This window comes from Pseudonocardia sp. NPDC049635 (genome assembly GCF_040659795.1).
In the GTDB taxonomy this organism is placed as follows: Bacteria; Actinomycetota; Actinomycetes; order Mycobacteriales; family Pseudonocardiaceae; genus Pseudonocardia.
The window spans coordinates 192,416-205,918 of the sequence record NZ_JBFAON010000009.1 but is presented as its reverse complement, the minus strand read 5'-3'; the positions used below and the strand labels follow the sequence as shown (position 1 = coordinate 205,918).

General features: G+C 72.0%; 13 protein-coding genes. 2 read left to right on the top strand and 11 right to left on the bottom strand.

The genetic code is table 11. From position 1 onward, the window contains the following. Window positions 1–642 precede the first annotated feature (642 nt). From AB0J24_RS14200 to AB0J24_RS14190, 3 genes are read right to left on the bottom strand one after another with little or no spacing between them, the layout of a single operon-like run. Window positions 643–1,518, bottom strand: a complete 876-nt coding sequence (locus tag AB0J24_RS14200) for a PD-(D/E)XK nuclease family protein (RefSeq protein ID WP_358680551.1) — start codon at window positions 1,516–1,518, stop codon at window positions 643–645. Between the two features lie 49 nt (window positions 1,519–1,567). Continuing rightward, entirely contained in the window at window positions 1,568–2,443 is an 876-nt protein-coding gene (locus AB0J24_RS14195) for a PHP domain-containing protein (protein ID WP_358680548.1), read from the bottom strand. A 25-nt stretch (window positions 2,444–2,468) separates the two neighbouring features. Next, window positions 2,469–3,026 carry a PH domain-containing protein gene (locus AB0J24_RS14190; RefSeq protein ID WP_358680545.1) on the bottom strand — a complete coding sequence of 186 codons (558 nt, stop codon included), beginning with the start codon at window positions 3,024–3,026 and terminating at the stop codon, window positions 2,469–2,471. A 259-nt stretch (window positions 3,027–3,285) separates the two neighbouring features. On the opposite strand from AB0J24_RS14190, the gene AB0J24_RS14185 reads away from it, so the two are divergent. Continuing rightward, on the top strand, window positions 3,286–3,693 hold the full coding sequence (locus AB0J24_RS14185) for an NUDIX domain-containing protein (protein ID WP_358680543.1): 408 nt from the start codon (window positions 3,286–3,288) through the stop codon (window positions 3,691–3,693). Between the two features lie 23 nt (window positions 3,694–3,716). On the opposite strand, the gene AB0J24_RS14180 is transcribed toward AB0J24_RS14185, so the two are convergent. After that, complete coding sequence (locus tag AB0J24_RS14180; RefSeq protein ID WP_358680540.1) at window positions 3,717–4,220, bottom strand: MaoC family dehydratase; 504 nt, start codon at window positions 4,218–4,220, stop codon at window positions 3,717–3,719. Window positions 4,221–4,588: 368 nt separating this feature from the next. On the opposite strand from AB0J24_RS14180, the gene corA reads away from it, so the two are divergent. Continuing rightward, the gene (gene corA, locus AB0J24_RS14175; protein ID WP_358680537.1) at window positions 4,589–5,707 is read left to right on the top strand and encodes a magnesium/cobalt transporter CorA; all 1,119 of its coding nucleotides are present in this window, start codon (window positions 4,589–4,591) and stop codon (window positions 5,705–5,707) included. Between the two features lie 12 nt (window positions 5,708–5,719). On the opposite strand, the gene AB0J24_RS14170 is transcribed toward corA, so the two are convergent. From AB0J24_RS14170 to AB0J24_RS14140, 7 genes are all read right to left on the bottom strand, one after another. Next, entirely contained in the window at window positions 5,720–6,661 is a 942-nt protein-coding gene (locus tag AB0J24_RS14170; protein ID WP_358680535.1) for a methyltransferase domain-containing protein, read from the bottom strand. Window positions 6,662–6,855: 194 nt separating this feature from the next. After that, window positions 6,856–7,065: a YbdD/YjiX family protein gene (locus AB0J24_RS14165; RefSeq protein WP_358680532.1), complete on the bottom strand. Its 210-nt coding sequence runs from the start codon at window positions 7,063–7,065 to the stop codon at window positions 6,856–6,858. Then, window positions 7,062–9,314 carry a carbon starvation CstA family protein gene (locus AB0J24_RS14160; RefSeq protein ID WP_358680529.1) on the bottom strand — a complete coding sequence of 751 codons (2,253 nt, stop codon included), beginning with the start codon at window positions 9,312–9,314 and terminating at the stop codon, window positions 7,062–7,064. The genes AB0J24_RS14165 and AB0J24_RS14160 overlap by 4 nt, the downstream gene beginning before the upstream one ends. Before the next feature lie 134 nt (window positions 9,315–9,448). Continuing rightward, window positions 9,449–9,970: a general stress protein gene (locus AB0J24_RS14155; protein ID WP_344023750.1), complete on the bottom strand. Its 522-nt coding sequence runs from the start codon at window positions 9,968–9,970 to the stop codon at window positions 9,449–9,451. Between the two features lie 138 nt (window positions 9,971–10,108). Continuing rightward, window positions 10,109–11,311, bottom strand: coding sequence for an acyl-CoA dehydrogenase family protein (locus tag AB0J24_RS14150; RefSeq protein ID WP_358680526.1), 1,203 nt, complete (start codon window positions 11,309–11,311; stop codon window positions 10,109–10,111). A 43-nt stretch (window positions 11,312–11,354) separates the two neighbouring features. Beyond that, on the bottom strand, window positions 11,355–12,329 hold the full coding sequence (locus AB0J24_RS14145) for a CoA ester lyase (protein ID WP_358680523.1): 975 nt from the start codon (window positions 12,327–12,329) through the stop codon (window positions 11,355–11,357). 171 nt (window positions 12,330–12,500) lie between these two features. Continuing rightward, window positions 12,501–13,433 carry a PhzF family phenazine biosynthesis protein gene (locus tag AB0J24_RS14140; RefSeq protein ID WP_358680520.1) on the bottom strand — a complete coding sequence of 311 codons (933 nt, stop codon included), beginning with the start codon at window positions 13,431–13,433 and terminating at the stop codon, window positions 12,501–12,503. Window positions 13,434–13,503: the final 70 nt, after the last annotated feature.

Here is a 13,503-nt window from a genome sequence, read left to right as displayed (position 1 = left end):
CGGCCCCCCGCCCCCCCGCGCCCCCCCCGCGCCCGCCCGCCCCCCCCCCGGACCGCCCGCCCGGGCCCCGCGGGCCCCGGCACCCCGGCCCGGCGCGGTCCCCCCCCGGCCCGCCCCGGCGGCCGCGTCCCCGGCGGCCGCCACCGCGCCGGCCGTCGGTGCCCCGGGCGCCACCGGCCCGGCGTCGCCCGCCCGCGGGTGGGCGCGACGCGGGATGGTCCGGCGGGTCCGCACCGGGGTCCGCACTCCCGGGTCCGCGCCGGGATCCGGCGTCCCGGTGTGCTCCCGGCGCGGCGCCCCGCACCGTGGGCCGGTCGGTGCCACCGGGACGACGCCGCGGTGCGCCGCCCCGGGCCCCGCCGTCGGGGCCGCCGTCGGCGACCCGCCTGCCGGACGCACCGGCGGCGGCCCGGCCCGCTGTGTCCTCGCCCGACCGCGGGCCCACGGCACGGCCGCGCACCGGGGCCACGGGACGGCGCGGTGGGTTCTGGTGCCCGGTCGGACGGGTCGGCGGCTCGGCGCCCGGCGGTTGCGGCCGGTCCGGGCGGCCGGCTCCGCGCGGCGGGGGGCTCGCCGGCGCGGGCACGCGCGGGGCGTCCGGTACGGGGTGACCGACCCGGTCGTGGGGTTCCGGCCGGCGCATCACGGAACCAGCAGGTCCCACGGACGCGGCTCGGGCACCGCGGCCCGGCCGTCGGCGCAGTGCCTGCGCACCGGGCAGGTCCGGCACTGCTCACCGGTGCGGGGCGGGAACACCTCGTCCGGTGCGGCGCCCGCGGTCAGCGCGTCGACGGCCTCGGCGGTCCGGGTCGCCGTCGCCTCCGCGGCGCTCACGTGTGCGGCGAGGGAGCCCTGGTCGTGCTCCCACACGGCGACCGTGCCGGTGGGGACGTGGTGCAGCTCGACCTGTCTGCACCGTCGGCGGAAGACCTCCCCCGCGGCCACGGCGTAGAGCGCGAGCTGGCGGGAGTCGCGGGCGTCGGCGTCACGCGGGACCCGACGGCCGGTCTTGAAGTCCACCACCCGCAACCCCCCGTCGGTCCCCTCGTCGAGCCGGTCGATCCGGCCCTCCACCAGCAGCGCCCCGGCGCGGGCACTCACCCGGCGTTCGACGGCGACCGGCTCGGCCCTGCCCACCGGGCCCTCGGCGGCGGCGGCCAGCCAGTCGGCCGCGCGGTCCCGGTAGTGCGCGGCCTGCGCGTCGTCCCGGAAGCCCTCCCCGTTCCAGTGCCTCCGGACCAGCGCGGCGGCCTGCGCCGGGGTGCGCCGGTGGGCGGGCAGTGCGGCCAGCGAGCGCAGCGCGAGGTGCACCACCGCGCCCAGCGTGGTGTGCGCGAACGCGCCCCCGCGGGCCGGTGCCGGTCGGTCCACGTGCAGCATCCGGTAGCGCCGCGGGCAGGCGTCCCAGGCGTCCAGGCGGGCCGGGGTCACCCGGTGCAGTGCGGTCGCCCCGAAGTCGGGATCCAGCAGGTCCAGGCCGAGCTGGCCGTCCGGGAGCCCGGTCACGGGAGGGGCCATCCTGCCACGGTACAGCGGCCGGAGGCGCACTCGTGCAGCACCGTGCGGATCAACCGCGGACGGCCTGCACCCCGGTCGCGCCCTCGACGATCGCGGCGTACACCTCGGGATCGGTGGTCTCCTCGGCGAGCGGGGTCGTCTTGTTCGTCCCGTGGTAGTCACTCGATCCGGTGACGAGCAGGCCGTGCTCGTCGGCGAGCGCCCGCAGCAGCTCGCGATCGCCGGGCTCGTGGTTGGGGTGGTCCACCTCGACCCCGCCGAGACCGAGGGCGGTCAGGTCGACCAGCACCGAGGGTTCGATCACCGTCCCGCGCGTGCGGGCCAGCGGATGGGCGAACACCGCGACCCCACCGGCGGCGACGATCATCTCGATCGCCGTCTCGACCGACGTGTCGGCCCGCGGGACGTAGTAGGGGCTGTCGTTGTGCAGAAGCTCGGTGAACGCCTCGTCCACCGAGCCGACGACGCCGGCCGCGACCAGCGCACGGGCCAGGTGCGGTCGCCCGGCGCTGGCCCCCTCCGGCAGGTACGCGAACACGCCGTCGACGTCGACCGGGTATCCGTCGGCCGCCATCCGGCCGATCATCGTGTGCAGCCGCTGCACCCGCTCCGCGCGCAGCCGCTCCTGTTCGGTCACGATCGCCGAGTGCTGCGGGTCGAACAGGTAGCCGAGCAGGTGCACCGAGCAGCGCGGCTCGCCGTCGCGTCCGGTGGGGCTCAGGCAGGAGAACTCGGCACCCCGCACCAGGGTCAGCCCGGAGGGCAGCGCCGCGACGGCGTCGTCCCACCCGCCGGTGGTGTCGTGGTCGGTGATCGCGACGACGTCGAGGCCCGCGGCACCGGCGGCGCGGACCAGCCCGGCGGGGCTGTCCGTCCCGTCGGACGCGGTGGAGTGGGCGTGCAGATCGATCACGGGCCGGGACATCTCCCGACCCTAACCGGCGGCCCGCTCAGCGCCGCCAGCGCGGTTTGGCCAGCATACCGGTGGCGCGGGTCTTGCCCTTCTCACCGAACACCAGCTCGGAGAGCGCCTCGTAGATCTCCTCGGGGCGGGGCATGTAGTCGATCCGGTTGAGCGCCTGGATCTGGCCGGCCGACTCGACGACCATCGTGCCGTAGCCGAGCATGCGGCCGGCGAGCGTGCGCTGGAAGGTCAGGTCGGTGACCTTGCCCAGCGGCATCATGCCGACGTTGTGCACGATGATCCCCTGGGCGATCATCACCCGCTTGTCGGTGATGACGATGCGTTCGATCCACCACAGGATCGTCAGCGCGGTGAACCGCAGCACCGCCACCAGCACCAGGTAGAACGTCAGGTTGTCGACGACGACCTCGACCGCCGGGCTGTTCCCGGCCCGATTCATCAGCACCTCGAAGCCGACGACGACGGCGATGAACAGCGTCGTCTGCGTCATGTGCCTCGCCATGACGGCCCAGTGCTGGCGCACACGGATGACCCGCCGCTCCGTGGGGAGCAGGTACTCGTCGATCTCCCGGGGCGCGAGCACGACTCAGATCAGCGACGTCACGAACGTCGACACCGACTGAGCCGCGTCGTAGAGGATGTTGCCCACGTTCGTCACCGAGTTCGCGGCCGCCTGCGGGGCGGTCACGACCAGAAAGATACCCAGTGCCACAGCGACCAAGATGAGAATCTTGCGCACGTTAACCGTCACCCGTTCCGGCCCGTTGGGACAACCTCGACATTGGTACCCGAACCCGCCAAGGCACGGGTACCGGCACCCGAGCAGCGTACCGTCATTCCGGATGACCGACAGTAGCCGACACATCGCCTGCGTGGGTGGAATAGTTCATGACCCGGACGGCCGATTGCTGCTGGTGCGCAGGGCGAACGAGCCAGGGCGGGGGCTGTGGTCGGTCCCCGGCGGACGGGTCGAGCCGGGTGAGGACGAGCGAGCCGCGGTCGTCCGCGAGCTGGCCGAGGAGACCGGTCTGACGGTCCGGCCGGGAGCGCTCGCCGGCGTCGTCGTGCGCGGGCCGTACCGGATCGCGGACTACCGCTGCGATCTCGCCCCCGGCTCGCCCGCCCGGCCGCGCGCGGGCGACGACGCCGACGACGCCCGGTTCGTCGACATCGCCGGGTTCGCCGCGCTGCCGATGGTGGACGGGCTCGCCGAGATCCTGCGCGAGTGGGCCGCACTGCCCCGGATCTGAGCGGGCCCGGCCCGGCCGCGCAGTCAGTCCTGCGGCGTCGGACGGCCCGGCTGCTCCCCGCCGCGGGCGTCGCCGTAGGACACCTTCGGCACCATGACCTTGCGCCGGAAGGTGCACACGACCGTGCCGTCCTGCTTGTAACCGCGGGTCTCGACGTGGACGACGCCGCGGTCGTCCTTGGACTTCGACGGGGTCTTGTCCAGGACCTCGGTCTCGCCGTAGATGGTGTCGCCGTGGAAGGTCGGCTTCGTGTGCTTGAGCGAGGAGACCTCGAGGTTGGCGATCGCCTTGCCGGAGACGTCGGGCACCGACATGCCCAGCAGCAACGAGTAGATGTAGTTGCCGACCACGACGTTCTTGCCGAAGTCGGTGGTCTCCTCCGCGTAGTGCGCGTCCATGTGCAGCGGATGGTGGTTCATCGTGAGCAGGCAGAACAGGTGGTCGTCGTACTCGGTGACCGTCTTGCCGGGCCAGTGCTTGTAGACCGCACCGACCTCGAACTCCTCGTAGTAGCGCCCGAACTGCACCGTTCACGCTCCCCTCACGTCATGGATCTGTTGCGGGGGTAATCTAACGGCCGGTCCGCGGGGTCAGCGGCGGTCCAACTCACACGCGCGCGGTCGGGCATCTCACATTCCGGTGACATGGCCGGCGTGCGCCGCGATGCACCGGACAACGGCAGGAGCGGGGAGGTGAGCGCGGTGTCGCCTGAACAGTCGTCCGAACCCCAGGCACCGGTGAGCAGTACGTGCCGCCTCCCGCTGCCCATCACCCGGACGGTGTCACCCGGCTGATCCCGGCGGGAGGCGTGTCGTGTGTCCGGCGGCCGCCGCGGTGGCCGCACGTCCCGGTAGCCGTGCTCGCCGAGCCGGTCTCGTCCCCGGAGGTCACCGTGATGCCCTCGCTCTCCCAGCTCCGTCCGTCGATCCGGTCCGCCGCCGCCCGGTCGCGGCGCGCCGACCGGAACGCGGCCCGCGCCCAGGCACAGCACCCGGCCCGGTTGCGCGTCCCGCTGTCGGCCTACGTGGTGGACTGCGCGGTCTACGTCGACGGCGCACGGCTTCCCGGCCGCTGGACCCACGACGAGGCGATCGCCGAGGTCCGCGGGCGCGGTACCGGTTTCGTGTGGATCGGGCTGCACGAGCCGGACGCCGAGCAGATCTCCGGCGTCGCGCAGACCTACGGGCTGCACGAGCTCGCCGTCGAGGACGCCGTGCACGCGCACAACCGGCCGAAGCTGGAACGCTACGACGAGACGTTGTTCATGGTGCTCAAGACGGTCCGCTACGTCGGCCACGCCGACCCGACGACGGCGAACGAGATCGTCGAGACCGGCGAGGTGATGACGTTCCTGGGCCGGGACTTCGTGGTGACGGTCCGGCACGGCAGGCACACCGGCTTGCGGGACGTGCGGCGGCGGCTCGAGGAGGACCCCGAACAGCTGCGGCTGGGCCCGGCCGCAGTGCTGCACGCCATCGCCGACCACGTCGTGGACTCCTACATCGACGTCGTCCGGCAGATCGAGAACGACCTGGACGCGGTCGAGGCCGAGGTGTTCTCGCCGCGCTCGACGATGAACCCGGAACAGATCTATGTGATGAAGCGGGAGATCCTCGACCTGCGGCGCTGCGTGATGCCGCTGGTCGGGCCGATGCGCAAGCTGTCCGAGGGCTACAGCGCGCTGGTGCCGCACGACGTGCGCTCCTACTTCCGCGACGTCGACGACCACCTCGGCGGGGTCGCCGAACAGGTCGCCGGGTTCAACGAGCTGCTGACCACGCTGGTCGACGCGGTGCTGGCGAAGATCAGCATGCGGCAGAACAACGACATGCGGAAGATCACTGCCTACGCCGGTCTGATCTCGGTGCCGACGATGATCGCCGGTGTCTACGGGATGAACTTCGACTACATGCCCGAGCTGCACTGGAGCTTCGGTTACCCGATGGTGCTACTGATCATCGCGACCATCTGCACGCTGCTCTACCGCAACTTCCGCCGCAACGGCTGGCTGTAGCGGCGGAGCGGCTCAGACCCGCGGCGCGCCGGCGGGCGGGGTGGGTGGCTCGTCGTCGGGGGAACCGGTGGCCTCGGGCGGCAGTTCGTCGGCGTAGCCCGGGTCCTCCGGGCCGCCCTCCTGTACCGGGTCCTCCCGGTCCACCGGGTCCTGCGGCTGCGCGGGGCGCCAGCCCGCCGCGGCCAGCGCGGACGAACGGGCGAGCCGCTCGCCCACCACGTCCGGCTCGTCCGGGCGCCTGCCCAGGAAGGTGTGCACCAGGTGCTGCTGCAGACCGCCGACGGTCTGCACCCGGACGTCGGAGAACCCGGCCCGCTCCATCCGGTGCACCATCTGCTCCGGGCCGCCCGCGCCGCTGATCCGCTTCGCCCGGTAGCGGGCGAGATCCGCGACGCCCCAGCGCATCGCGGCCATCGGCACGAGATAGCCCCACGCAGCGGCGGCCCAGCGCACCCGGCCACGGGTCCCGCCGACCGCGTAGTCGTGCACCGCCAGGGGAGCTCCGGGGGCGAGCAGCGCCAGCAGCCGGCGCAGGCCGTGCTCGGCGTCGGGCAGGTTGGAGACCAGGTAGGAGGCGAGGATCCCGTCGAACGGGCCCTCGATCCCGACCTCGGCCAGTGTCTCCAGCCTGGAGTGCACGAAGGTGACCCGCGGCGACCAGTTCTTCTTCCTGGCGACCGCGAGCATCTCCGCCGAAGCGTCGACGGCGACGACCTCGGCGCCCTTCACCGTCGTCAGCAGCGCCTCGGTGGACACGCCGGTGCCGCAGCCGATGTCGAGCAGCCGCAGACCCGGGCCGTCACCGAGCCCCATCCGGGACGCCGAGACCCGCAGGTGGGCCTTGTAGCTGGGAATGGAGCCGACGAACCCGTCGTACCCGCCCGCGCCGCGTCCGTAGGCGCGGTGCACCGTGGACGGGCGGATCTCATCGGTCTGCCGCGCCTCGCCGTTCACGGGCGTGATCCTGCCCCGGCAGGCACCCTCCCCGGAACCCGACGCGCCCGGGTGACACCGGGACGGGACCGGTCGGGGCGGGCTCACCACCCACCCGACCGGGCCCGCTCCCCCGATCGGGAACCGTCACACCACCCGTGCGGCGCAACCGTTCTCCGAGCCGGCCGGCACCCGGATCGTTCCGCACGCCGCTCTCAGCAGCACCGGCCCTGCGGGTTCTGCTCCTGGAACTCGGTCCGGGCCCGCCAGTACTCGCGCTCGGTCATCGGCGGGTGGTCGTGCCCGGCGCGACGGTGGTGGTCGAGGTAGCGCTCGTAGCGGTCCGCCCCGATCACCCCCCGCCACCACCAGCCGAGTCCGCGCAGGCCGTCGCGCACGGCCTGCACCCGGCCGGCGCCGGTCATCGGTGCCCGGCCCGTGCCCGGTCGCCGGCCACCTCGGTCCAGCGCTGCTCCAGCTCCTTCTCCGACGGCGACGCGATCAGCCCGGACGGTGCGTAGATCCGCGACGGGACCACCGGGTCCTCCAGCTCGGGGCGGCCGCCCATCGAGACCGACCGCCAGGCCGACACGACCGCCGCGACGATGACGATGATCGCCAGCGACACGAACAGGATCGACAGCGAGCCCTGGACGAAGGTGTTGCGGACGACCGCGGCCATCGCCTCCGGGGTCGCCGCGTTCCCGAAGCTCGTCTCCCCCGCCGCGATCGCCTCCCGGAACGCGAAGTGCTGCGCCCAGTACCCGATCGCCGGCTTCGGCGAGAAGATCTTGTACATCGACGCCGTGATCGTCACGACGGCCGCGAACGCCAGCGGCACCGCGATGATCCACAGGTAGCGCACCTGCCCCCGCCGGGCCACCAGGGCCAGGCACACGGCCAGCGCGATCGCCGCGAGCAGCTGGTTGGCGATGCCGAACAGCGGGAAGAGCGTGTTGATGCCCCCGAGCGGGTCGGTCACGCCCATGACCAGGATCGCGCCCCAGCCGCCGACCATCAGGGCGGTGCAGATCCAGGCGCCCACCCGCCAGGACGTGTCGGTGAACCTCGGGACGACGGTGCCGATCGCGTCCTGCAGCATGAAGCGCGCCACCCGGGTGCCCGCGTCCACCGCGGTGAGGATGAACAGCGCCTCGAACATGATCGCGAAGTGGTACCAGAAGCTCATCATCGACGGGCCACCGATGAACTGCTGCATGATGTTCGCCAGCCCGACGGCGAGGGTCGGCGCGCCACCGGTGCGGGAGACGACCGACTCCTCGCCGACCAGCGCCGCGGTCGTCGCGAGCTGGTCCGGCGTGACGTTGACGTTCATCAGGCCCAGCGAGTTCACGAACGCGGCTGCGCCCTCGACGGTGCCCTCGGTCAGGGAGGCCGGGACGTTCATCGCGAAGTACAGCCCACGGTCGATGGACAGCGCCGCGACCAGCGCCATGATCGCCACGAACGACTCCATGAGCATGCCGCCGTAGCCGATGAAACGGGTCTGCCGCTCCTTCTCGACCAGCTTCGGGGTGGTGCCCGAGGAGATCAGCGCGTGGAACCCGGACAGGGCACCGCAGGCGATCGTGACGAACAGGAACGGGAACAGCGACCCGGAGACGACCGGGCCGTCGTCGCGCCCGGCGAACTCGCTGAACGCCGGCGCCGCCAGCTCCGGGCGGACCACGATGATCGCCACCGCGAGCAGCACGATCGTGCCGATCTTCATGAAGGTCGACAGGTAGTCACGCGGTGCCAGCAGCAGCCAGACCGGGAGCACCGCGGCGACGAAACCGTAGATGATGATGCCCCAGGCGATCGTCACCCGGTCCAGGGTGAACAGCGCCTGGCCCCACTCGGTCTCGGCGACCCAGCCACCGGCGACGATCGCCGCGATCAGCATGGCGAAGCCGATCCAGGAGACCTCGGAGACCTTCCCGGGGCGCAGGAACCGCAGATAGACCCCCATGAACAGGGCGATCGGGATGGTCAGCGCGACCGAGAAGACACCCCACGGGCTCTCACCGAGCGCGTTGACCACGACCAGGGTGAGCACCGCGATCAGGATGATCATGATGGACAGGGTCGCGACCAGCGCGGCCGTGCCACCGACGCGACCGAGCTCCTCACGGGCCATCTGACCCAGCGAGCGGCCGCCGCGGCGCATCGAGAAGAACAGCACCAGGTAGTCCTGCACGGCGCCCGCGACGATGACGCCGACGATGATCCAGATCGTGCCGGGCAGGTACCCCATCTGCGCCGCGAGCACCGGGCCGACCAGCGGTCCGGCGCCGGCGATCGCGGCGAAGTGGTGCCCGTAGAGCACCCGCCGGTCGGTGGGGACGAAGTCCTGGCCGTTCTCGGCGTACTCGGCGGGGGTGGCCCGCCGGTCGTCCGGCTTGAGCAGCTTGTTCTCGATGTAGGTCGAGTAGAAGCGGTAGGCGATCAGGTAGGTGCTGACCGCGGCGAACACGAACCAGATCGCGTTCACCGTCTCGCCCCTGACCAGGGCGAGCATCACCCACCCGAGACCACCGAGCAGTGCGATCGTGGTCCAGATCGCGATCTTGAGCGGAGTCCATGTGCGCCGCTCTGCGAGGAACACGTCCTCGTCCACCGCGGCCGGCGGGAGTTCCTGCCCCGCCGCACCGCCGCCTGACACCTGTGTCATAGCGCGTCCCTCCCGATAAGTCCGAGGCGCACTATAGGCAGTCCGGTGCGAAACGAAAGAGCCTTGAGTAGATCTTGAGGAACGAGACCGCCGTCACCGGACGGGGTGACGACGGTCAGGATCGCGGCACGGACTCAGAAACCCCCGCCGGGGCTGCCCATCGCCAGCCGGGCGAGCATCTCACGGGCCTGCTCGGCGTTGCGCGGCTCGCACAGCACGTCGTAGCGGCCGGCGACCATCTGGCTGGCCGACTGGAAGTCGCGCCTGCCCCGGCTGGCGCCGTAGCCGACCGCGGCGAAGACCATGCCGAACACGGCGCCGGAGGCCAGGCCGACCACGATCGGCCAGAAGCTGCCGTCCGGGGAGAACAACGACAGCAGCAGACCGACGAACAGACCCAGCCAGGCGCCGGACGCGGCACCCGAACCAAGCACCCGACCCCAGGTCAACCGGCCGATGACCCGTTCGACCAGCATGAGGTCGACACCGACGATCGTCACGTCCCGCACCGGGAAGTCGGAGTCCGCCAGGTGGTCGACGGCCCGCTGCGCCTCCTCGTAGGTGGCGTAGGAGCCCACCGGCCACCCGGTCGGCGGGGTGGGCAGCTGCGGAAGGCCCGGTGCCGGGCGTGCCTGGCCGCCGAAGGGGTTGGTCATGGCGATTCTCCTCGCAGGTGGTGTTCCGCTTCTGCTACCGGGAAACGGTCGACGGCCGTCCGGTGTGCCCGAGGAGACTATCGAGGTCTCGCACGTCACGTGCGCGCGCGATGCGCACACGTGACGTGCGGCGTGGCGTCAGCGCAGCTTGTAGTCGCGCAGCAGGCCGCGGGAGATGATCGTCTTCTGGATCTCCGAGGTGCCCTCACCGATCAGCAGGAACGGCGCCTCGCGCATGAGCCGCTCGATCTCGTACTCCTTGGAGTAGCCGTAGCCGCCGTGGATCCGGAACGAGTCCTCGGTGACCTCCTTGCAGTACTCCGAGGCCAGCATCTTGGCCATCCCGGCCTCGACGTCGTTGCGCTCGCCCCGGTCCTTGAGGCGGGCGGCGTTGACCATCATCAGGTGCGCGGCCTCGACCTTGGTCGCCATCTCGGCGATCTTGAACGCGATCGCCTGGTGGTTCACGATCGGCTTGCCGAAGGTGGAGCGCTGCTGGGCGTACTCGACGCCGAGCTCGAAGGCCCGGATCGCGATGCCGCAGGCGCGGGCCGCGACGTTCACCCGGCCGACCTCGACCCCGTCCATCATGTGCGCGAAGCCCTTGCCGCGCTCCCCGCCGAGGATCTGATCGCCGGAGATCCGGTGGCCCTTGAACACCATCTCGGTGGTGTCCACGCCCTTGTAGCCCATCTTGTCGATCTTGCCCGGGACGATCAGGCCGGGCGCGACCTCGCCGTAGCCGGTGGGCTTGTCCACCAGGAACGTGGTCAGGTTCTGGTGGGCCTTCTCGGCGCCCTCGTCGGTCCTGACCAGTACCGCGGTCAGGTTCGACGTGCCGCCGTTGGTCAGCCACATCTTGGCGCCGTCGATGACGTAGTCGCCGCTGCCGTCCCCCGCCTCGACCGCCCTGGTCTTGATCGCGGCGACGTCGGAGCCGAGGTCGGGCTCGGACATCGAGAACGACCCGCGGGTCTCCCCCGTCGCCATCTTCGGCAGGTAGCGCTGCTTCTGTTCCTCGGTGCCGTGCTGACGGAGCATGTAGGCCACGATGAAGTGGGTGTTGATCACACCGGAGACGCTCATCCAGCCACGCGCGATCTCCTCCACGACCAGCGCGTAGGTGAGCAGCGACTCGCCGAGCCCGCCGTACTCCTCGGGGATCATGAGGCCGAACAGCCCCATCTCCTTCATCCCCTCGACGATGTCGGTGGGGTAGGCGTCCTCGTGCTCCAGCGCGGTGGCGTGCGGGATGATCTCCTTGTCCACGAACGAGCGGACGGTGGACAGGATCTCGGTCTGGATGTCGGTCAGACCGGCGGTCTGCGCGAGCCGCGCCATCTGTGTTCCTCCTGAGCGTCTCTGGTCAGCTGCCGGGGCGTGCTCACGCCTCCGGCGGGGTCCACTTGTCGGTGCGGGTCATGCCCGCCGCGCGGCCCTTGCCGGAGATGACCAGCGCCATCTTGCGACTGGCCTCGTCGATCATCTCGTCGCCGATCATCGCGGCGCCCCGCTTGCCGCCCGCCTCGGAGGTGAAGTACTCGTAGGCGTCGAGGATGTTCTCGGCGTGGTCGTAGTCGCTCTGGGTGGGCGAGAAGGTCTCGTTCGCGGCGTCGATCTGGCCGGGGTGCAGCACCCACTTGCCGTCGAAGCCCAGCGCGGCCGAACGTCCCGCGACGCGCCGGAACCCGTCGACGTCCTTGATCTGCAGGTAGGGGCCGTCGATGGCCTGCTTGTCGTGGGCGCGGGCGGCCATCAGGATCGACATGAGGATGTGGTGGTAGGCGTCGCCGACGTCGTAACCGGGCGGCTGCTCACCCACGACCAGGGACTTCATGTTGATCGAGGCCATGAAGTCGGCCGGGCCGAAGATGATCGTCTCGACCCGCGGCGACGCGGCGGCGATCGCGTTCACGTTCGTCAGCCCGAGCGCGTTCTCGATCTGCGCCTCGATCCCGATCCTGCCGACCTCGTAGCCGAGCGTCTTCTCGATCTGGGTGAGCAGCAGGTCCAGCGCGACGACCTGCTCGGGCGTCTGCACCTTCGGCAGCATGATCGCGTCCAGGTTCGCCCCGGCGCCCTCGACCACCTCGGTGACGTCGCGGTAGGTCCACTCGGTGGTCCAGTCGTTGACCCGGACGACCCGGATCTTCTCGCCCCAGCCGCCCTCGTTGAGCGCCTCGACGATCGTCTTCCGGGCGCCCGGCTTGGCGAGGGGGGCGCAGGCGTCCTCCAGGTCCAGGAACACCTGGTCGGAGTTCAGCGTGCGCGCCTTGTCGATGAACTTCTGGCTCGACCCGGGCACTGCCAGGCAGGAACGACGGGCACGCTGCACGCGGGATCCGGGGGTGGGGCTCACAAGCTGGCTCCTCGTCGAGTTCGTCCTCGCCCGCACACCGGTGACGGTGCAGCGGGCGATCGGCTGCCCGCTGATGCTGGCACGAGCGGCCGCCGAACACCCCGCCCAGGTGATTGGTTTCTCACCCGCAGGTGGTCACGGGGGGTTACCCGCAAGTCAGTCCGGTCGAGGTCAGGATCGGTCCGGCTCGGGGGGCGGGGTCAGGGAGCCGCTCGCCACGGCGGCGACGGTGCCGCCCACCCAGGTGGTGACCGGCCGTCCACCGGCCGTGCGCACGCCCGCGTGCAGCGTCGAGCGCCGCCCCAGCTCCGCCCCCTGGGAGACGACGAACGCATGGTCGCCGTCGTCGGGCACCAGCCCGCGATCGGCCAGGAACACCCCGAGCGCGACCGCGGCGGACCCGGTCGCCGGGTCCTCCGACACCCCGGCCGCAGGCGCGAACATCCGCGCGTGCACCCGCTCGGCGGTCGCGTCGACCGCGGCGACCAGCACCCCGATCACGCCGCCGGGCAGCGCGGCGATCGCTGCGGCGTCCGGGCGCGCCCTGCCCACCGCGCCGGGGTGCACGAGCAGGATCGCGTACTCCACGCCCGCCCCGGCCAGCCCCGGTGCGGCCGCACCGTCGACGTCGTCGGGGCCCAGCCCGACCGCGGCGGCCAGCCCGGCCGCGTCGAGCTCCTCGCCGACCGACGGCGGGCCGCCCTCGACCCGGGCGCCGCTGCCGTCCACCCGGACCGGGAGCAGCCCGGCCCCGCACTCCTGGATCCGGTCACCGTGGCCGATCACGCCGTCGCGGGCCAGCACCCACGCGGTCCCCACGCTCGGGTGTCCGGCGAAGGGCAGCTCCCGGCGCGGAGTGAAGATCCGCACCCGGTAGTCGGCGCCCGCGTCGGCGTCACCGGTCGGGGGCAGCGGGAAGGCCGTCTCGGACAGGTTGAACTCCGCGGCGATCGCCTGCATCCGGGCCGTGGAGAGCGCTTCGGCGCCGTGCACGACGGCGAGCGGATTGCCCTCGTAGGGCCGGTCGGTGAAGACGTCGACGATGTCGAAGCGAAGGGGGTCCGGGCCGGGCCGGTGGGTCGGTTCGGGATGCGGCTCGCTCACGTCACGCGAGCCTAACGACGCCCCGTGTGAACACCGCCGCGGGCGCCGCCCGGCCCGCCGGGACGGGCCG

Coding starts and splice junctions, on each gene's coding strand:
- AB0J24_RS14165 (WP_358680532.1), bottom strand. CDS start 7,065: ATGACCGGCGCCGGCCGGGTGCAGGCCGTGCGCGACGGCCTGCGCGGA.
- AB0J24_RS14185 (WP_358680543.1), top strand. CDS start 3,286: ATGACCGACAGTAGCCGACACATCGCCTGCGTGGGTGGAATAGTTCAT.
- AB0J24_RS14160 (WP_358680529.1), bottom strand. CDS start 9,314: ATGACACAGGTGTCAGGCGGCGGTGCGGCGGGGCAGGAACTCCCGCCG.
- corA (WP_358680537.1), top strand. CDS start 4,589: ATGCCCTCGCTCTCCCAGCTCCGTCCGTCGATCCGGTCCGCCGCCGCC.
- AB0J24_RS14200 (WP_358680551.1), bottom strand. CDS start 1,518: ATGGCCCCTCCCGTGACCGGGCTCCCGGACGGCCAGCTCGGCCTGGAC.
- AB0J24_RS14195 (WP_358680548.1), bottom strand. CDS start 2,443: ATGTCCCGGCCCGTGATCGATCTGCACGCCCACTCCACCGCGTCCGAC.
- AB0J24_RS14150 (WP_358680526.1), bottom strand. CDS start 11,311: ATGGCGCGGCTCGCGCAGACCGCCGGTCTGACCGACATCCAGACCGAG.
- AB0J24_RS14155 (WP_344023750.1), bottom strand. CDS start 9,970: ATGACCAACCCCTTCGGCGGCCAGGCACGCCCGGCACCGGGCCTTCCG.